This is a genomic window from Kluyvera sp. (genome assembly GCF_047971185.1).
Lineage (GTDB): Bacteria > Pseudomonadota > Gammaproteobacteria > Enterobacterales > Enterobacteriaceae > Kluyvera.
In genome coordinates, this window is record NZ_JBKDZH010000049.1 from 49946 (window position 1) to 69948 (window position 20003).

Genomic DNA, 20003 nt, shown 5'->3' on the forward strand with positions numbered 1-20003 from the left:
TTCACCGGCGCAGGAATTAATAATAGGCGGCGGAGGCCGGAATATTGGCAATGCCGCGGCACTGGTATTGCAGCGTGACGTGCTCATTGAGGCACAATGAACCGCTAATGGTGGAACAGGTGGTAATCGGCTGGCCGAAGGAAAAGGCGGTGGCGTAGCCCATTTGCTGGCAGGCCTTGTTGGCCTCGGATTGTGCCAGGTAGTTATCGGTATAGGCATTTTGTAATACCGCCTGCCCGTAGGTCAGGCGAACGATCCCGCTGGTCGCATCAACTTCGCTGACGCTCGCCGTGCGGGGAATCGAACACGCGGTGAGGGCCAGCAGGGCGGGAATAAGAATGAGGCTTTTCATCATGTCGCTCTGCGCAATCTGTCGTAGCCCCATTATACCCGCACAGGCCGGCGAGCAATCCCTTGAATAGTCGCCAGATTCAGGGGTTAATCAGCCTGCGACTCGTAAATGGCCTGGAATTGCAGGTGCAGCTGACAAAACAGTTTAACCAGCGTCGGGTCGAAATGGCTGCCTGAACTGTTGACGATAATTTCACAGGCCTGCTGGTGCGAGAAGCTGGGCTTGTAGACCCGCTTTTGCCGCAGGGCGTCGTACACGTCGGCGATCGCCAGAATACGTGCCTCCAGTGGGATCGCATCGCCCGCTAAACCGTCCGGGTAGCCGCTGCCGTCCCACTTTTCATGATGATAGTGGATCAGATTTTCCGCCACGGAGCCGAGCGCCAGCCCCTGAACGATGCGCCAGCCCTTCACGGTATGTTGCTGAATCTGCTTAAATTCGTCCGCGGTCAATTTACCCTGCTTACGCAAAATGGTCTCGGGAACGGCAATTTTGCCGATATCGTGCAGCGACGCGAAGTTCTCAATATCACGCACCAGACGGTGCGGCAGCTTCAGCGCACGGGCCAGCAGGCTGCAATAGGCAGCCACGCGGCGAATATGGCAGCCGGTTTCATCATCGTGAACGTGGTTAATCTTTTCCATCGCCTCAACGATGCTGCGGTTGACCGCGCGATTCTGGTTCATATGTCGCCACATCATCAGCATGATACTGAGGATAAAGACCAGCATCACCAGCAGACCGGCGCTGATCATCTGTAATGCGTTTTTACTCAATGACGTTGAGGCCGCGACGTAGGTGGGGGGCGTAAGCTGGTGACGGTAGCTGGAAATCAGGTGCACCTGCGTCAGCAGCGCATGCAGCGGATGGTCGATGTTCACCCAGGTGCCAATCTGATAGCTGGAGTGGGTGAGCCCGGCGACTTTCAGCGCGCCGCGGAACAGATCGCTACCCCGCAGCGCCTGCTCAAGCGAGCTTAAATCCCCGAGAATAAAGTCAATTTGATTGTTATCGATAGTATCGAGGAGCTCGTCGATGCTGGACCGCGCAACCAGCGTCACGTCGGTTCCGAAGCGTTGACGCAGATAGTAGGCGGCAAAGGAGCCGCGAATCACGCCGACCCGCTGATGGCGTATCTGTTCTTCGTCCAGAATAAATGGCTGCCCAACCTTGTTGTAGTAGGCGTTGTACCAGTTCACCAGCGGGCCGACCAGCCCTTCCAGCTGTGCGCCGTCGCGGACATCAATGATATCCGCAAGCCGCAGCGGCCAGTCTTCATTTTTCATGCGCACCAGATAGTTATCCACGAACTGAACGTCGACGTTGATATTCAGTAAATCGCGGAGATCGTTGACGAGGCTGACCGCGCTGCCGTGGTACCCCTGATTGTCTTTCCAGATAATGGGGGAAAAGTTTTCATTTTTGGGTAGCCAGAGGGTGAGGCGATTTTCCTGCAGCCAGCGGCGTTCCTCGTCGGTAATGGCAAGACGGTGACGCAGGAACGCTGTCTGGCTTTGCTCTTCCAGCGCCTTAAGCTTGCCGTTTTGCAGCCATTCATTAATCAACTGATTGATATTATTACGCATTGAAATCAGTTCAGGGCTGATGCCAAACGACGCGGTGATGCGCAACGCGTCAAACGGCCGGGAAATCGTGTAGTAGTAGAGCGGGCCGCCGATCTCCCGGTCCTCGTTGATGTAAAAATCGGCACCGCCGCTGCGGAGGATTTGCAGCGCCTCTTTGCTGCTGTCGACCTCGATCACTTGCTGGAATCTCAGGGTGGGATAAGCTTGTTTTACCAGCGCCTGAGTGGGATCGCGGCGGCGGAAAATGACCCGCGTATCGTTAAGATCGCGGGCGCTTTTCGCCTGCCGGGTAATGCTGGCGGTGACAATGGTGCTTTCCAGTAAACGTGAAGAGAGAATCGTGTTTTCCAGATGCTCCCGGGTTTGCAGCACGCTGGTATACAGACCGTAGTCATGGTGGCGAAAGCGCTGCTCGAACGTTGTGCCGTCAATCGGATGAAGCGTCAGGTTATAGCCATAGCGCGAATTGATGGCGTGCAGCAGTTCAGGATAGAACCCGTGAAGCTGTCCATGGTCGTCACGCCAGAATTCAAAGCTATCGGCGTCAAGTATCCAGACGGGAATGGCGTCTGGCGTCTTTATCTTTTGCGGCGGTGAGGCGAGAGCGCGAGTCGTGCAAACGAGCAGCAGGGTCAGTAGAACAAGGAGACCCAGTCCGCGTCGAAGCGATCGGCAGTTCTGTGTCACAAGTCAGTTCCTTTGCGAAGACTATTTTATCCATTTAATAGCGTAAAATTTGTAGGGCCTATCAGTGGCCTTAGGTCAGTTTAGTCGACTATTTGCCCGGTAACAGTAAATAAATAAGGGTTTATGTAATGATTTATCTATCGCGTAAAGGCAAAAGTGTGACCGTCTCAGTAAAAACTAAAACCATTTTTCATAAAATTTGAAAGTGTGTTTGTCTGGTAGTAAGGTTACTACAACGTAATCGAACGACTGCGGGAAATCCCGCGTAGCTTTCAGGAGAGGAAAGAATGAAAATTGCACTGATGATGGAAAACAGCCAGGCCAGCAAGAACGCGACTATTCATCATGAGTTAAAAGCCGTTGCCGATGAAAAAGGCTTCCCGGTATACAACGTGGGCATGAGCGATGAAAACGATCATCACCTGACCTACATCCACCTGGGTATCATGGCCAGCATCCTGCTGAACTCTAAAGCGGTAGATTTCGTGGTGACCGGCTGCGGTACCGGCCAGGGCGCGATGATGTCTCTGAACATCCATCCGGGCGTAGTGTGCGGCTACTGCCTGGATCCAGCAGACGCCTTCCTGTTTGCGCAGATCAACAACGGTAACGCGCTGTCTCTGGCCTTCGCGAAAGGCTTCGGCTGGGGCGCAGAGCTGAACGTGCGCTATATGTTCGAAAAAGCGTTCACCGGCCGTAACGGCGAAGGCTATCCGCCGGAGCGTAAAGAGCCGCAGGTACGTAACGCCGGTATTCTGAACCAGGTTAAAGCGGCCGTGGTGAAAGAAAACTATCTGGACACCCTGCGCGCTATCGACCCTGAGCTGGTGAAAACCGCCGTTTCCGGTCAGCGTTTCCAGGAGTGCTTCTTCGAAAACTGCCAGAACAAAGAGATCGAAGCCTTTGTTCGCGAGATCCTGGCGTAAGCCTGACGTTCCTGAAAACCCACGCTGCGGCGTGGGTTTTTTTATGCCCTGAATTCAGGCTTTCACTTTCTTCGACACCGCGCTGCCCGCATCCCGCGTCAGATGCAGCGTATCAATCATCCCCACCAGGCAAATCAGCGCGATAAACACAAAGGCCAGGCGGAAGCTGATGCCCGGCACGGCGCTGAGATCCATGACGGCGCTGACCTTCTCACCGATACGAATGCCTATCGCCCCCAGCGTGATGCCCAGGCCAATCGCCAGCTGGCTGGCGGTACTGAACAGCGTGTTGGCATAGCTCATCTGCGGTGAGGGAACGTCGGCGAACGCCAGCGTGCTGACGCCGGTAAACTGAATGGAACAGAATACGCCGCCGAGGTACAGCACCAGCATAATTACCCACACCGGCGTCTGCGGCGTCAGAAAGGCGCAGGCAACCAGCGCCAGCACGTTCAGCGCGCCGTTCAGCAGCAGCAGGCGACGGAAACCGAGCCAACGTATCAGCGGCGTGGTGGCGGGTTTAATCGTCAGGTTGCCCACGAATACCGCCAGTACCAGCAGGCCGGAGTGGAACGGGTCCATACCAAAACCCACCTGAAAGAGCAGGGGCAGCAGGAACGGCACGGCGCTGATCGAGGCGCGGAACAGCGAGCCGCCGTACATTGTCACCCGAAACGTAGGTACCTGCAGCGCGTCCATGCGGATCATCGGCGCCGGGCTGCGGCGGAAGTGGTACAGCGCATAATAGAAGGTGACGCCGCCGAGCAGCAGCAGCGCCACGATCGGACCGGCCTGCATTTTCTCCGCGCCGAGCATCTCCATCGCGTAGACCAGGCTGACCATCGACACCGAGGTGGCGAGGAAACCCGGCAGGTCGAACGGGCGGCGCTCGTCGTCGCGGATGTTGGGGATAATCCGCAGCGCCAGCAGGATGGCGATGATGCCCAGCGGCACGTTAATAAAGAAGATCCAGCGCCAGTCGGCCACTTTGGTAATAAACCCGCCCAGCGGCGGCCCGATAATGGGGGCGATCAGCGCGGGCCAGGTGAGGGTGGCAATGGCGGTGATGAGCAGGTGTTTAGGCGTGGTTCGAAGCACCGCTAGCCTGCCCACCGGGACCATCAACGCGCCGCCTACGCCCTGCAGGATCCGCATCGCCACAAAGCTGTGGGCGCTGGTGGCGAGGCCGCAAAATACGGAAGAGACGGTAAAGATGGCCAGCGCGAGGCTGAAGATGGTGCGGGCGCCGAAGCGATCGGCTATCCAGCCGCTGGCGGGGATCAGCACCGCGAGGGTGATCAGATAAGCGCTAATGCCGATATTCAGGTCAACGGCTTCGACGCCAAAGGTTTTCGCCATGTCTGGCAGGGCGGTGGCGATCACCGTCCCATCAAGGAACTCCATAAAGAACGCACCGGCCACCAGCAGCGCGGCAGGGGATACCCCGCGGGTCGCCTGGGCCTGGAGAGGCTCATTCATCGTTATGTTACCCTATCAAAATAATGCGTAAAATTTATAGATTTTGTAGATGTCGTAAGTAGTAGATTTTTATAACAAAAATTTTATAAATTTAACTTTTATGATGATTATTATGTGATGCAGCTCGTAAAATGGTTGATTTTTGTGATGGTGGTCATATTATGTACCTAAAGACAATAACACCTGCATAACAAAAAACCGGAGCATCAACATGAAACAGCGCATGCGTAAAATCCTCAAAAGCATGTTTGAAAACTATTGCAAGACTTTCAAAGACGTACCGCCAGGCGCTATGTTCTGATAAAAAAAACCTGCTGCGGCAGGTTTTTTTATCTTCAGCAAAAGTAGGTTACTATTACGCTCCGCAAAATAGGAGCAAAAAATGTCTCAGAACCTCACCCCTAACGATGAACTGGTTTCCGACGTCGTTGCCTGCCAGCTCGTTATCAAACAGATCCTTGACGTTATCGACGTCATCGCCCCGGTTGAAGTGCGCGAAAAGATGGCGACTCAGCTGAAAGCGATCGACTTTGCCTCTCATCCGGCAGGGGCGGACCCGGTCACGCTGCGGGCGATTCAGAAAGCGATTGCGCTGATTGAGCTGAAGTTTACGCCGCAGGATACGACGCACTAAATCTGAATTGACGGCTTCAGGACACGGTCCTGAACACGGAAAGAACAAGGGCGGCCATGGCCGCCCTGGTTGCGTTATTAATGATGCTGTTGGTTGACGATATTCAGCAGATGCTGGTCGGTTTGCTGGATGCAGAGGCCGGCTTTACGCGCGCTGCGCACTTCATCCAGAATAGTCTTCAGCAAGATACCATCCTGTTCCTGCTCTTCTTCCAGCGCATTGAGGAAACTCAGGGTGCTATCGTCATGAAGCACTTTTGCCTGTTCGGTCAGCTCAGACAGCGTCGAGCTACGCTGCGCATGATCTTCAATGGTTTTCAGGAAAAGATCTTCGAGAGTTGCGCACTTATCTTCACTGGCTTCAAAGGCTTTCACCACCGGATACGCGCCGGAGTTCTTCATATATTCGAACACCCGCATCATTTGCGTGACGCTGGACTGTGCCCGGGAACGTAAGAACGTCGCGGTACCATTCAATCGATGTTCTGAGCACCACTCGCTCAAACGCAAATAATGATTAGATGCATAAAATTCGAGATTCATCTGAGCATTAAGCTTTTGAGCCATTCCTGGAACTGCCATATAAATATCCTTATTACTGGTAGGAACGATACGCGTGACACCGCATAGTTCTAAATAGCCGCTTACCATGCGCTATTTACGCGTTTGAGTGTAACTACATATTACTCGTAGTCTTCAACCATGAACAAAAGATATAAATTATCCTGTGTTCAAAAAAAGAATACTCTTAGTTTGGATATAAGAAAACTCTTACGCGCCGCTTTTTACGTTTCGTTACAACCTATATTGGCATTACCTTAATTCACAAAACAATATTTTTGTAACTGTATGAATAATAGAGAATATAACTTTCCGGCATACACTCGGTAAGGCTTTGTTAACATACGGATTCTGTCTTACATCGTGTGCATTAAGAAGTGTGATCTGAATCTAATTTTTAGGCTGCCACCGATCGCTCGCATAGGCGCACTACGCTTTATTTGCTATCAATAGCGTATCATGAATAATAATCCTCATTTATAAATCATGATATGAGTCTGGACTCCCAATATTAGAATGAGAATAAATTTGTTTTAGATCATTTTTGATAATGGCCGGCGAGAGGATTATGTTCGCGGTAATGATCAGTACGACAAATTCTTCCCCAATCGTCACCTGGCGGGAGTCGTTTATATGAATTTACAGGAGTTAAAATGAAACAGGTTGCTGTACTGCTGGCCCCGGGTTTTGAAGAAGGGGAAGCGATTGTCACTATCGATATCCTGCGTCGTCTGCATATCGGCGTTGAGTTGGTATCGTGCGCTGAATCTCGCGCAGTGGTGAGCTATCACGATATCCCGATGGTGGCCGATGCCACGCTGGCAGAACGTCTCGATACCCTGTACGACGCGGTTGTTCTGCCGGGCGGCCCGCAGGGCAGCGTCAATCTGGCGGCGAATAAAGACGTCATCAATTTTGTGGCCGCCCACGATGCCGCCGGTAAATTCATCTGCCCAATCTGCTCTGCCGCCGCGCGCGTGCTGGCCGGTAACGACCTGCTGAAAGGCCGTCGCTATGTCTGCTCCGGCGATCTGTGGAAGGACGTCAAAAACGGCGAATACGTTGATGCGCCGGTCGTTGAAGACGGCAATCTGATCAGCGGTAAAGGCTTTGGCCACGTGTTTGACTTTGCCTTCACCGTGGCGGCGCGCCTGCTGGGTGACGAAGCGCCGGTTCGCGACCACGCCGACCATATCTATTACCGCTGGTAATTGATCCCACTTTCAGCGACAGGGATATCTTCGCTGAGAATATAGATAAAATAGCTATTCTTCAGCGCGAATTGTCTGACAATTCGCGCTTCTTATATGTACTCATCTGCTGAATATATGCATCACCCTACTGTTATTCTGCGGTGTGATGGCGCTCTCTTATGGATGATTAATTCCGGGCTATTAATGTTTCAACAACGTTAAGGCTGTTGCAGTACAGCTAATACTTTGTTTTATGTCTGATTTAAATCGTGAGTCTGATTTTTCCCTACATAAAAGAACATTAAGGCTGGAGTTAACCATGCACAAATTCACCAAAGCGCTGGCGGCCATTGGTCTGGCAGCGGTTATGTCACAATCGGCTATGGCCGAGAATTTAAAGCTCGGTTTTTTAGTTAAGCAACCGGAAGAACCGTGGTTCCAGACGGAATGGAAATTTGCCGATAAAGCCGGCAAAGACCTTGGTTTTGATGTCATTAAAATTGCCGTCCCCGACGGTGAGAAAACCCTCAACGCCATTGATAGCCTGGCGGCCAGCGGCGCCAAGGGCTTCGTTATTTGTACGCCGGATCCGAAACTCGGGCCCGCTATCGTGGCGAAAGCCCGTGGCTACGACATGAAGGTCATCACCGTCGATGACCAGTTCGTCAACGCCAAAGGCAAACCGATGGAAGATGTACCGCTGGTGATGATGGCGGCGAGCGAAATCGGCGCGCGCCAGGGGCAAGAGCTGTACAAAGAGATGCAAAAGCGCGGCTGGGACGTCAAAACCACCGGCGTGATGGCGATTACCGCCAACGAACTCGATACCGCACGTCGCCGTACTTCCGGCTCGATGGACGCGCTGAAGGCCGCCGGTTTCCCGGAAAAACAGATCTATCAGGTCCCGACCAAATCTAACGATATTCCTGGCGCCTTCGATGCCGGTAACTCGCTGCTGGTGCAGCATCCGGAAGTGAAGCAGTGGCTGATCGTCGGCATGAACGATAACACCGTGCTCGGCGGCGTACGCGCCACTGAAGGCCAGGGCTTCAAAGCCGCCAACGTGATTGGTATCGGCATCAACGGCGTAGACGCGGTGAACGAACTGTCGAAAGCGCAGGCCACCGGCTTCTTTGGCTCGCTGCTGCCGAGCCCGGATATTCACGGCTATAAAACCAGCGAACTGCTGTACAACTGGGTAGAGAAGGGCGTTGAACCGCCGAAATTTACCGCGGTGACCGACGTGGTGCTGATTACCCGCGACAATTTTAAAGAAGAGCTGGCGAAAAAAGGCCTCTGAGTCCTGATGGTTCTCCTCCCGCACGGGCGGGGGGAGAGGGATCGTGTCATTGTGGAGGTTGCGATGCAACAGTCTACCCCTTATCTCTCTTTCCGCGGTATCAGCAAAACCTTCCCCGGCGTTAAGGCCCTGACCGATATTAGCTTTGATTGCTATAGCGGGCAGGTACATGCGCTGATGGGCGAGAACGGCGCCGGTAAGTCGACGCTGCTGAAAATTCTTAGCGGTAACTATGCTCCGACGTCGGGTACGCTACTGCTGCGGGGAGAAGAGATCTCTTTTGCCGATACCACCGCGGCGCTGAACGCGGGTATCGCCATTATTTACCAGGAACTGCATCTCGTCCCGGAAATGACCGTGGCAGAAAATATCTACCTTGGCCAGCTGCCGAGCCGTGGCGGTATCGTCAACCGTAAGCTGCTGAACTATGAGGCGCGCATCCAGCTGGAGCACTTGGGGCTGGATATCGACCCGGATACGCCGCTTAAGTATCTGTCGATCGGCCAGTGGCAGATGGTCGAAATCGCCAAAGCGCTGGCGCGTAACGCCAAAGTGATCGCCTTCGATGAACCGACCAGTTCGCTCTCTGCCCGTGAAATCGACAACCTGTTCCGGGTGATCCGTGAACTGCGTAAAGAAGGGCGGGTGATCATCTACGTCTCTCACCGTATGGAAGAGATCTTTGCCCTGAGCGACGCCATTACCGTATTTAAAGACGGCCGCTATGTCTGCACCTTCGCCGACATGATGGAGGTGAGCCACGACCGGCTGGTACAGGCGATGGTGGGGCGCGACATCGGCGATATCTACGGCTGGCAGCCGCGTCAGTATGGTGAAGAACGTCTGCGCCTGTCGCAGGTGAAGGCGCCGGGCGTACGCACGCCGATTTCACTTACCGTTCGCAGCGGCGAAATCGTCGGCCTGTTCGGGCTGGTGGGGGCCGGGCGCAGCGAGCTGATGAAGGGGATCTTCGGCGGGACGAAAATAACCGGCGGTGAGATCTTTATCGACGGCGTGCCGGTCACCATCGACAAACCGGCGCAGGCGATTCGCGCGGGGATGATGCTGTGCCCGGAAGACCGGAAAGCCGAAGGGATTATCCCGGTGCATTCGGTGCGCGACAATATCAACATTAGCGCCCGTCGCAAACACATTCATGCTGGCTGTCTGATCAACAACGATTGGGAGGCCACGAACGCCGACCATCACATTCAGTCGCTCAATATCAAAACGCCGGGTGCCGAACAGCTGATTATGAACCTGTCCGGGGGAAATCAGCAGAAGGCGATTCTTGGCCGTTGGCTATCAGAGGAGATGAAAGTGATCCTCCTCGATGAGCCCACGCGCGGCATCGACGTTGGGGCAAAACATGAGATCTACAACGTGATATACGCGCTGGCGGCGTCGGGCGTGGCGGTGCTGTTTGCTTCCAGCGACCTGCCGGAAGTGCTGGGGGTTGCCGATCGGATCGTGGTGATGCGTGAAGGGGAAATCGCCGGCGAGTTGCTGCATGAGAGCGCCAATGAACAACAGGCGTTAAGCCTGGCTATGCCTAAAGTCAGTCAGGCCGTCGCCTGAGGAAGGAGGTTATGATGTCATCTGTTACTACGCCTGGCGCCCGCCGCTCGTCGTTGAGCTTTAGCCGTATCTGGGATCAGTACGGCATGCTGGTGGTATTTGCGGTGCTGTTTATCTGCTGTGCGATTTTCGTGCCAAACTTTGCCACCTTTATCAATATGAAGGGGCTTGGGCTGGCGATTTCGATGTCGGGGATGGTCGCCTGCGGGATGCTGTTCTGCCTGGCGTCCGGGGATTTTGACCTGTCCGTCGCGTCGGTGATTGCCTGTGCCGGCGTGACCACGGCGGTGGTGATTAACCTCACTGAAAGCCTGTGGGTTGGCGTGTTTGCCGGGCTGCTGCTGGGCGCGCTGTGCGGGCTGGTTAACGGCTTCGTGATTGCCCGACTCAAGATTAACGCCCTGATCACCACCCTTGCCACCATGCAGATTGTGCGCGGTCTGGCCTATATCATCTCCGACGGTAAAGCGGTCGGGATTGAGGACGAACGTTTCTTCTCGCTGGGCTACGCCAACTGGTTTGGGCTGCCGGCACCTATCTGGCTGACCGTCGGCTGTCTGATTATCTTCGGTCTGCTGCTCAACAAAACCACCTTTGGCCGCAATACGCTGGCCATCGGTGGTAATGAAGAAGCGGCGCGACTGGCGGGGGTTCCGGTGGTGCGCACCAAGATCATTATCTTTGTGCTCTCGGGTCTGGTGTCCGCCGCGGCGGGGATTATTCTGGCCTCACGTATGACCAGCGGCCAGCCGATGACCTCGATAGGCTATGAGCTGATCGTGATCTCGGCCTGCGTGCTGGGCGGCGTATCGTTGAAGGGCGGGATTGGCAAAATCTCATACGTGGTCGCCGGGATCCTGATTCTGGGCACCGTCGAGAACGCGATGAACCTGCTGAATATTTCGCCGTTCTCGCAGTATGTGGTGCGCGGGCTGATTCTGCTGGCGGCGGTGATTTTCGACCGCTACAAGCAGAAGGCGAAGCGTAGCGTATAAATTTGCCGGCAGGCGAAAGCAAACGTCATGAACCGGGGGAGCGCAAGCCACCCCGGTTTTTTATGTCGCTTATGCTGGTTTGTTACAACGTCACGAGTAAAACATCTACGCCGCTGTTGCCGACCACGCTTTTGGCAGAGCAGGTCGCGCGGGAAAAGAAGCTTTGGTTATGATTACCGCAGATAACCAGGTCAACCTGGTACTTTTTGCTGAAGGCGTTGATGTGCTCGCCCAGCTCGCCGCAGGCGATTTGGGTTTTCCAGATAGGGTAGTCGACCGCCTCAGCGAGGCTAAGCAGAAACTGCTGGGTCTCTTCGTGCATCAGTTCGCGCAGGTTTTCCATCATCGGCGCGGCAAACTGATTGTACATTTCCGGATCGGTAGCCAGAGTGATAAGGCTAACGCGTGCGTTGAGCGGTCGCGCAATCGCGACGGCTTTCCGTAGCAGGGCCTGACTTTCCGGCGTCGGCGCAACGGCCACTAATAGATGTGAGTAAGACATCAGACCTCCTTGCTCGAATAATACGCACTCTCTCTTTATTCTCTTACTCTTTTTGTCTCCCCCCTGCAAGAGGAAACCAGAATATGGCTGTTTAGAAATTAACCCAATACATAAGTTTTTTTTATGCGAATAATTGTGTGAATAGTGCACAGCTTGCATAAGCAGCGCTGGATATATCATGTAATCAACACCGGCAATAAACATTTAATTTTTGCTGAATTAATGTTAACGAGAAGTAAATAATATGCAAATGAATATGCGGCAAATGATTTAACTTTTCAATTTATTGAATTTACGATGAATTTTATATATCAGATGAAACCATGATCTGTGATAATTTTTTCGTAAATGTCTCACGTAAAGTTGCCGATCGTCGATCGTTGTTTAATAGTTTCGGTGAATGAATATCAGCCAGACAGGAATAAAATGGCGTTTTAAATGATTATTTATTGTTCAAAATACAACTATGACTGATGGATACGGTGAAAAAATGCGGTTTGATTTTGTGATGGCGATCACATAAATTTCAAATTAACAGCGAAGTAACATTGTATGTGTCACATCTGGCGAGTAAAGTTGCGTCGAATTAGGAAAAATCTTAGTAAATTGTAAGAAATGTTTAGATTTGTCGGGCCATGCGGTCAAAACGTTACCCGGCAATGAAGCAGAGATTCACCTAATCGGCTATGCATTTCGACCGATTCTTTTTTTTATCGGGCCTTGCCCGACGACATCACGGGGTATGCGGATTATCCGCATAAAGTACTAATTGGTTATTCGGGATGGGGAAAATGCATACATCCGAGTTGCTAAAGCACATCTATGACATCAACTTGTCTTACTTGCTTCTTGCACAGCGTTTGATCGGTCAGGATAAGGCTTCCGCCATGTTCCGCCTCGGTATCAACGAGGAGATGGCTAAAGTCCTTGGGGAACTGACGCTCCCACAGATGGTGAAGCTGGCCGAAACCAATCAGTTGGTTTGTCAGTTCCGTTTTGATGACTCCCAGACCATCACCCGTCTGACGCAGGAATCACGCGTCGACGATTTACAGCAAATCCACACGGGGATTCTGCTCTCCACCCGACTGCTGAACCAGGCCACGAAATCAGGCGAACCCGCCCGTAAGAAAAGGGCCTGACGATGAGCGAAAAAAGCATTGTTCAGGAAGCGCGCGATATTCAGCTTGCTATGGAGCTGATTACACTAGGCGCGCGTTTGCAGATGCTGGAAAGCGAAACACAGCTTAGCCGTGGCCGCCTGATTAAGCTCTACAAAGAACTTCGCGGCAGCCCGCCGCCGAAGGGAATGCTACCGTTCTCCACGGACTGGTTTATGACATGGGAGCAGAATATTCACTCTTCCATGTTCTGCAACGCCTGGCAGTTCTTACTTAAAAGTGGGCAGTCTTCCGGCGTCGACGCCGTGATCAAAGCTTACCGTCTCTACCTTGAGCAGTGCCCGCAACAGGATGCCGGGCCGTTGTTAGCCCTGACCCGCGCGTGGACCTTAGTCCGTTTCGTGGAAAGCGGCATGCTCGAACTCTCCAGCTGTAACGCCTGCGGTGGGAACTTTATTACCCACGCACATCAGCCCGTTGGCAGCTTTGTATGCAGCTTATGCCAGCCGCCATCACGGGCCGTAAAAAGACGTAAACTTTCCGGGGATCTTGCCGATAGTAATCCACAACTGCTGGATGAACAGATAGAGCAAGCTGTTTAGCCCCCACACGGTGTGGCGAAAACACGCCAGCAGCGGTCATTACGACCGCTGCTTTTTTTTACCCGTGCGCCGGTGAAATTGCTCATCTGTCTCCTCTCTTAGTCAACAGTGGAAGGATGATAGCGTGCTTATCTTAATAGGTTACCTGGTTGTTTTGGGGACAGTTTTCGGCGGTTACATGATGACCGGCGGACACCTTGGAGCACTGTATCAACCGGCCGAGCTGGTTATTATCGGCGGGGCGGGGGTTGGCGCTTTTATCGTGGGTAACAACGGCAAGGCCATCAAGGGCACGCTGAAAGCGCTGCCCTTATTGTTCCGCCGCTCGAAGTACACCAAAACGATGTATATGGATTTGCTGGCGCTGCTTTATCGCCTGATGGCCAAGTCGCGCCAGCAGGGGATGTTTTCGCTTGAGCGGGATATCGAAAACCCGAAAGAGAGCGAAATTTTCGCCAGCTATCCGCGCATTCTCGCCGATGCGGTGATGCTGGAATTTATCGTCGACTACCTGCGCCTGATCATCAGCGGCAATATGAACACCTTCGAAATTGAAGCGCTGATGGACGAAGAAATTGAAACCCACGAAAGCGAAAGCGAAGTGCCGGCCAACAGCCTGGCGCTGGTGGGCGACTCGCTGCCGGCGTTTGGTATCGTTGCTGCGGTGATGGGCGTGGTACACGCCTTAGGGTCTGCCGATCGTCCGGCGGCGGAGCTGGGGGCGCTGATCGCTCACGCAATGGTGGGCACGTTCCTCGGGATCCTGCTGGCCTACGGCTTTGTCTCACCGCTCGCCAGCGTGCTGCGGCAGAAGAGCGCGGAAACGACGAAAATGATGCAGTGCGTGAAAATCACGCTGCTGTCGAACCTCAACGGCTATGCGCCGCCGATCGCCGTCGAATTTGGCCGTAAAACGCTTTACACCAGCGAACGTCCGTCGTTTATCGAGCTGGAAGAGCACGTCCGCGCGGTGCGTAACCCGGCGGGGCAGCAGCAGACGACCACCGAGGACGCATGAAGAATCAATCGCATCCCATCGTCGTCGTTAAGCGGCGTAAACATAAATCTCACCATAGCGCTCATGGCTCGTGGAAGATTGCTTATGCCGACTTTATGACCGCGATGATGGCCTTCTTCCTGGTGATGTGGCTGATCTCCATCTCCAGCCCGAAAGAGCTGATTCAGATAGCCGAGTACTTCCGCACGCCGCTGGCAACCGCGATTACCGGCGGCCAGCGCATGGCCAACAGCGACAGCCCGATTCCCGGCGGCGGTGACGATGTCACCCAGCAGCAGGGCGAAGTACACAAGCAGCCGAATATGGAAGAGCTGCAAAAACGGATGGAAACCAACCGTCTGAAGCGTATTCGCGGCGAGCTGGACCAGCTTATCGAGGCCGACCCGAAGCTGCGCGCGCTGCGTCCGCATCTGAAGATCGATCTGGTGCAGGAAGGGCTGCGAATTCAGATTATCGACAGCCAGAACCGCCCGATGTTTAAAACCGGCAGCGCCGAAGTGGAGCCGTACATGCGCGACATTCTGCGCGCCATTGCGCCGGTGCTTAATGAGATCCCCAATCGTATCAGTCTCTCTGGTCATACGGATGACTACCCGTACGCCACCGGCGAGCGCGGCTACAGCAACTGGGAGCTGTCGGCGGACCGCGCCAACGCCTCGCGTCGCGAACTGGTGGCCGGTGGGCTGGACGATGGCAAAGTTTTACGCGTGATCGGGATGTCAAACTCGATGCGCTTATCAGAGCACGGCGGCAACGATGCGATTAACCGTCGCATCAGCCTGCTGGTGCTGAACAACCAGGCGGAGCAGGCCATTCTTCACGAGAATGCCGAGAGCCAGAATGAACCTTTAAGCGTATTACAGTCGCCGATGGCCCCGCCGTCTGCGCCAGGTACTACGACGCCACAACCCGACTCGAGGTGATAGCGTGAGCATGGATATCAGCGATTTTTATCAAACCTTTTTTGATGAGGCCGACGAGCTGTTGGCCGATATGGAACAGCATCTGCTGGATCTGGCGGTGGATGACCCTGACGCTGAACAGCTGAACGCGATCTTCCGCGCGGCGCACTCGATCAAGGGCGGAGCGGGCACCTTCGGCTTCTCGGTGCTGCAGGAAACGACGCACCTGATGGAGAACCTGCTGGACGAGGCCCGCCGGGGCGAGATGACGCTCAGCACCGATATTATCAACCTGTTTTTGGAAACCAAAGATATTATGCAGGAACAGCTCGACGCCTATAAAAGCTCCACCGAACCGGATGCTGCCAGCTTCGAATACATCTGCAACGCTCTGCGCCAGCTGGCGCTGGAAGCAAAAGGCGAAAGCGTCCCGCCGGTGGCCGGCAGCGCCCGCCTGAGCGTGGTCGACAACGCTCCGCAGGGCGAGACGGCGCCAATTGACGCCGCCGCGGCGGGCAAAACCCAGATCGTACTGTCGCGTCTGAAGCCCGGCGAGCCGGAAATGCTGGAAGAGGAGCTGGGCAATCTGGCGACGCTGAGTCAGGTCCAGAAAACTGCCGACAGCCTGACGGCGGTCCTTGACGGTAGCGTGGATCAGGACGACATCGTCGCCGTGCTCTGCTTCGTGATTGAGGCTGACCAGATAGCGTTCTCTACCGTCGCGGTAGCAGCAGAGCCTGTGGCGGTGGAAACCATTGAAGAAGAAACGGCCGTTGAACTGCCCGTTGCCGTACCGGCGGCTGCGCTGGCGACCACCAGCCCGGCGACGCCTCGCACCGAGCGTGAAAAACCGGCGGCGCGCAGCAGTGAATCCACCAGTATTCGCGTCGCGGTAGAGAAGGTCGATCAGCTGATTAACCTGGTGGGCGAGCTGGTCATTACCCAATCGATGCTGGCTCAGCGCTCCAGCGCGCTGGATCCGGTTTCGCACGGCGACCTGATCACCAGCATGGGCCAGCTCCAGCGCAACGCGCGCGACCTGCAGGAGTCGGTGATGTCCATCCGCATGATGCCGATGGAGTATGTCTTTAGCCGTTTCCCACGTCTGGTGCGCGACCTGGCGGGTAAGCTGGGTAAGCAGGTGGAGCTGACGCTGATGGGCAGCTCTACGGAACTCGATAAGAGCCTGATTGAACGCATTATCGACCCGCTCACGCACCTGGTGCGTAACAGCCTCGACCACGGGATCGAGCTGCCGGAAACGCGTCTGGCAGCGGGGAAATCCGCGGTGGGCAACCTGATTCTTTCCGCCGAACATCAGGGCGGCAATATTTGCATTGAAGTGACCGATGATGGCGCGGGGCTGAACCGCGAACGCATTCTGGCCAAAGCGTTGTCGCAGGGGATGGCGGTAAGCGACAGCATGACCGATGAAGAAGTGGGCATGCTGATCTTCGCGCCGGGCTTCTCCACCGCCGAACAGGTGACCGACGTCTCCGGGCGCGGCGTCGGCATGGACGTGGTGAAACGTAACATTCAGGAGATGGGCGGCCACGTCGAGATTCAGTCGAAGCAGGGGGCGGGCACCACGATCCGCATTCTGCTGCCGTTGACGCTGGCGATCCTCGATGGCATGTCGGTGAAGGTCAGCGAAGAGGTGTTTATCCTGCCGCTGAATGCAGTGATGGAATCGCTGCAGCCGCGTGAGGAAGATCTGCACCCGCTGGCGGGCGGCGAGCGCGTGCTGGAAGTGCGCGGCGAATACCTGCCGCTGGTGGAACTGTGGAAAGCCTTCGATGTGCAGGGCGCGAAAACCGAAGCCACGCAGGGCATTGTGGTCATCCTGCAAAGCGCCGGCCGCCGCTATGCGCTGCTGGTCGATCAGCTGATTGGTCAGCATCAGGTGGTGGTGAAAAACCTGGAGAGCAACTATCGCAAAGTGCCGGGCATCTCGGCGGCGACCATTCTTGGCGATGGCAGCGTCGCGCTGATTGTTGACGTCTCGGCCCTGCAGGGACTGAATCGTGATAAACGTCTGGCGAATACAGCCGCCTGAAACGCAGAAAAAAGGTAGAAAACATGACCGGTATGACGAACGTAACAAAACTGGCGGGTGAACCGACAGGACAGGAATTTCTGGTATTTACCCTCGGCAACGAAGAGTACGGCATTGATATCCTGAAAGTGCAGGAAATTCGCGGCTATGACCAGGTGACGCGTATCGCCAACACGCCCTCCTTTATTAAGGGCGTCACCAATCTGCGCGGCGTGATTGTGCCGATTGTCGACCTGCGGGTGAAGTTCAGCCAGCAGGACGTCGAGTACAACGACAACACCGTGGTGATCGTGCTGAACCTCGGGCAGCGCGTCGTCGGGATCGTGGTCGACGGCGTTTCCGATGTGCTGTCGCTGGCGGCGGAACAGATTCGCCCGGCGCCGGAATTTGCCGTGACGCTGTCGACGGAATATCTCACCGGGCTTGGCGCGCTGGGCGACCGGATGCTGATTCTGGTCAACATTGAGAAACTGCTGAACAGCGAAGAGATGGCGCTGCTGGATAGCGCGGCAAACCACGCCGCGTGATCGGGTGTGGGCTTAGCGTCCTGATCGCTAAGCCCACACAAACCGGCGTGAAAGGCCCGTAGCGTAAATCCAATTCATTTTAAAACGATAAAAACAAGAAGTGTGCGCTAGCGACGTGCAGCGATAACATTTTAACGATCATCTTTTCCTCGCGGTAAATTCCATTTTTCTCTATTTTTAAAACGTGTATTTGCTTGGTAAATATTACCCAAAGAACAATTCTTTAAATATATATCTCCATCCGGATAATGTATTTTTTATTTATTATGAATAAGCATTATTGAGGTTTTTCTTATCATGACGTTTGATAAATTAGCCTGCTATGATAATTTGTTGTTAAAAATTGGCGTGTTTAATGATGATTTTGCTATTTTATAGTGTTCCTTAATTATTATAATGAGGTGAGGTATTTACGTCCGGTAACACTTTATTTCATTAAATAGGTAAATTCTCAATAATTAGAATTAAATAATCATGTAGTTGTAAAATAATGGCCATTTTTGTGATGACTGGAAAGGAAATAATTCTTAGTGATCGCTCTCTTATTTTTTAATTTTAGACATAGAAAGTTATTCCCTCCTGTTATTAATATTTTGTCAGCGGAAATAATTAAACGTTCCCGCTTTATTTAATTTAAACAGTCTAAAAACAAACTTAAATATAAGTTAAGGGATTTCTATGCGCGTAAAAACAGTCATGATTAAACCGTCGATTATTGCTCTGGCGATTGCTGCGGCGGTCGGCGCTCCGGCCTGTGCGATGGCGAGCAGCGGCGACTATGCCGCGCCAGCGTATACGGCGACGCAAACCAAAGGCGAAATGGTCTATAAAAGCGATGATACCGCCGTATCGATTATGGGGTCGGTGCGGTTAATGGCGAAAGACGATTCGGCGCATAGCGTAGAACATAATATTCAGAACAATGACTCACGTCTGGGCGTGGCGTTGCGGCAGAAAATTAATGACAAAGGCTACTATGCGGTCGGCTATTACGAAACCGGGATGCACGGTCTGGATTCCGCGACCGACGATCAGGGCAACGACGTTTATACCCGTCAGGCCTATGCCGGTCTGGGCAACGACCAGTACGGCGTGGTCACTTTTGGTAAACAGTATGCGCCGACCGACTGGGGCCTGGGGATTGATACCACCTATGCGTACGGCGGTAAGGCCAAACACGACACCGCCGGGATGTCGACGGATATCATCAACTCTGCCGCCATTTATTACTACAACACGCAGGCATTTACCGTTGGCGTGATGGGCCAGGGCAATGACGACGTGGATAAAATTGGCTTCGGCAGCGGCTACGGCGACGGCCCGGATATGCACGACGCCTATCACGACGGTTCGGCTACCGTTCACGGCGGTGCGGCGCTGGCGGCGCAGTATCGCTTTGACAACGGCTTCGCGATTTCCGGCGCGGCGGCGTACAACAACTATACGGTCAATCAGGGAACCACGACGACCAATATGACCTATTACGATCGGAACGGTAACCCGATGGGCACCGTACCGGTCACTAACGTCACCGGCCCGTCCTACGACGGTAATACCTATTCGATGGGCTTAAACGCGAAATACACCGCGAACTTCGATGGTTTCAGCTGGTATAACGCCGCGCAGGCGACCTACTACGTCAACAAAGTTGACGACGTACATGCGGCGGTCAGCGGCACCAGCAACGCCACCGACGATCAGGAAACCATTCTCGGTCTGGAATATGCGTCGCAGTTTAAAATTACCCCGGAGTGGAGCGTTTACGCTAACTTCGACTGGACGGAAGGCGGCGATGCGATGGACGGGCAGCACTTCCAGTCCACCACGCTGGGCACCGATTACTGGTTAGGTAAAAACGCAGTGACCTATATTGAATACGGCTATGAGAAAGCCAGCGGTAATACCGATGATTCTTATAACGTCTCCGATCACCTGGCGGCGGTTGGCCTGCGTATCTTCATCTGATTGCTGTAAACCCCTGTCTT

General features: G+C 54.0%; 19 protein-coding genes. 14 read left to right on the top strand and 5 right to left on the bottom strand.

All coding sequences use genetic code 11. The features are described from left to right. Positions 1 to 16: 16 nt before the first annotated feature. Together yecR and ACK5JN_RS13985 are read right to left on the bottom strand one after the other, a co-directional pair. Positions 17 to 352 (bottom strand): YecR family lipoprotein, encoded by a 336-nt coding sequence (yecR, locus tag ACK5JN_RS13980; protein ID WP_416870779.1) that lies wholly within the window; start codon positions 350 to 352, stop codon positions 17 to 19. A gap of 86 nt (positions 353 to 438) precedes the next feature. Then, positions 439 to 2625, bottom strand: coding sequence for an HD domain-containing phosphohydrolase (locus ACK5JN_RS13985; RefSeq protein WP_416870737.1), 2187 nt, complete (start codon positions 2623 to 2625; stop codon positions 439 to 441). Between the two features lie 287 nt (positions 2626 to 2912). On the opposite strand from ACK5JN_RS13985, the gene ACK5JN_RS13990 reads away from it, so the two are divergent. Next, positions 2913 to 3551, top strand: a complete 639-nt coding sequence (locus ACK5JN_RS13990) for an RpiB/LacA/LacB family sugar-phosphate isomerase (RefSeq protein ID WP_416870738.1) — start codon at positions 2913 to 2915, stop codon at positions 3549 to 3551. Between the two features lie 54 nt (positions 3552 to 3605). Here ACK5JN_RS13990 and ACK5JN_RS13995 read toward each other — a convergent pair whose 3' ends face one another. Continuing rightward, a complete protein-coding gene (locus ACK5JN_RS13995; RefSeq protein ID WP_416870739.1) occupies positions 3606 to 5030 on the bottom strand; it encodes an MFS transporter in 1425 nt (474 codons plus the stop codon). Positions 5031 to 5241: 211 nt separating this feature from the next. On the opposite strand from ACK5JN_RS13995, the gene azuC reads away from it, so the two are divergent. Both azuC and ACK5JN_RS14005 read left to right on the top strand, forming a co-directional pair. After that, positions 5242 to 5331: a stress response protein AzuC gene (gene azuC / locus ACK5JN_RS14000; protein WP_015963980.1), complete on the top strand. Its 90-nt coding sequence runs from the start codon at positions 5242 to 5244 to the stop codon at positions 5329 to 5331. An 81-nt stretch (positions 5332 to 5412) separates the two neighbouring features. Beyond that, the gene (locus ACK5JN_RS14005; protein WP_416870740.1) at positions 5413 to 5664 is read left to right on the top strand and encodes a DUF2766 family protein; all 252 of its coding nucleotides are present in this window, start codon (positions 5413 to 5415) and stop codon (positions 5662 to 5664) included. Positions 5665 to 5741: 77 nt separating this feature from the next. Here the strand turns inward: ACK5JN_RS14005 and ACK5JN_RS14010 are convergent, their stop codons facing one another. After that, positions 5742 to 6245, bottom strand: coding sequence for a non-heme ferritin-like protein (locus ACK5JN_RS14010; protein WP_416870741.1), 504 nt, complete (start codon positions 6243 to 6245; stop codon positions 5742 to 5744). Between the two features lie 632 nt (positions 6246 to 6877). Between ACK5JN_RS14010 and ACK5JN_RS14015 the strand changes: the two genes are divergently transcribed. From ACK5JN_RS14015 to araH, 4 genes are all read left to right on the top strand, one after another. Continuing rightward, entirely contained in the window at positions 6878 to 7435 is a 558-nt protein-coding gene (locus tag ACK5JN_RS14015; protein WP_416870742.1) for a DJ-1/PfpI family protein, read from the top strand. Positions 7436 to 7736: 301 nt separating this feature from the next. Next, positions 7737 to 8717 carry an arabinose ABC transporter substrate-binding protein gene (locus tag ACK5JN_RS14020; RefSeq protein WP_416870743.1) on the top strand — a complete coding sequence of 327 codons (981 nt, stop codon included), beginning with the start codon at positions 7737 to 7739 and terminating at the stop codon, positions 8715 to 8717. 63 nt (positions 8718 to 8780) lie between these two features. Further along, entirely contained in the window at positions 8781 to 10295 is a 1515-nt protein-coding gene (gene araG, locus ACK5JN_RS14025; protein WP_416870744.1) for an L-arabinose ABC transporter ATP-binding protein AraG, read from the top strand. Between the two features lie 14 nt (positions 10296 to 10309). Beyond that, positions 10310 to 11290 (top strand): arabinose ABC transporter permease AraH, encoded by a 981-nt coding sequence (araH, locus tag ACK5JN_RS14030; RefSeq protein WP_416870780.1) that lies wholly within the window; start codon positions 10310 to 10312, stop codon positions 11288 to 11290. Positions 11291 to 11372: 82 nt separating this feature from the next. Here araH and uspC read toward each other — a convergent pair whose 3' ends face one another. After that, positions 11373 to 11792, bottom strand: coding sequence for a universal stress protein UspC (gene uspC, locus ACK5JN_RS14035; RefSeq protein ID WP_416870745.1), 420 nt, complete (start codon positions 11790 to 11792; stop codon positions 11373 to 11375). Between the two features lie 791 nt (positions 11793 to 12583). Between uspC and flhD the strand changes: the two genes are divergently transcribed. From flhD to ACK5JN_RS14070, 7 genes are all read left to right on the top strand, one after another. Then, positions 12584 to 12934, top strand: coding sequence for a flagellar transcriptional regulator FlhD (gene flhD, locus ACK5JN_RS14040; RefSeq protein ID WP_416870746.1), 351 nt, complete (start codon positions 12584 to 12586; stop codon positions 12932 to 12934). After that, positions 12931 to 13515 carry a flagellar transcriptional regulator FlhC gene (flhC, locus tag ACK5JN_RS14045; RefSeq protein WP_416870781.1) on the top strand — a complete coding sequence of 195 codons (585 nt, stop codon included), beginning with the start codon at positions 12931 to 12933 and terminating at the stop codon, positions 13513 to 13515. The genes flhD and flhC overlap by 4 nt, the downstream gene beginning before the upstream one ends. Positions 13516 to 13639: 124 nt before the next feature. Continuing rightward, a complete protein-coding gene (motA, locus tag ACK5JN_RS14050) occupies positions 13640 to 14533 on the top strand; it encodes a flagellar motor stator protein MotA (protein WP_416870747.1) in 894 nt (297 codons plus the stop codon). Further along, positions 14530 to 15456, top strand: coding sequence for a flagellar motor protein MotB (motB, locus tag ACK5JN_RS14055; protein WP_416870748.1), 927 nt, complete (start codon positions 14530 to 14532; stop codon positions 15454 to 15456). Before motA ends, motB begins: the two co-directional genes overlap by 4 nt. 10 nt (positions 15457 to 15466) lie before the next feature. Further along, positions 15467 to 17491 (top strand): chemotaxis protein CheA, encoded by a 2025-nt coding sequence (gene cheA, locus ACK5JN_RS14060; protein WP_416870782.1) that lies wholly within the window; start codon positions 15467 to 15469, stop codon positions 17489 to 17491. Between the two features lie 23 nt (positions 17492 to 17514). Continuing rightward, positions 17515 to 18018, top strand: coding sequence for a chemotaxis protein CheW (cheW, locus tag ACK5JN_RS14065; RefSeq protein WP_065357835.1), 504 nt, complete (start codon positions 17515 to 17517; stop codon positions 18016 to 18018). A 678-nt stretch (positions 18019 to 18696) separates the two neighbouring features. Then, the gene (locus ACK5JN_RS14070) at positions 18697 to 19983 is read left to right on the top strand and encodes a porin (protein ID WP_416870749.1); all 1287 of its coding nucleotides are present in this window, start codon (positions 18697 to 18699) and stop codon (positions 19981 to 19983) included. The last annotated feature ends 20 nt before the right edge of the window (positions 19984 to 20003 follow it).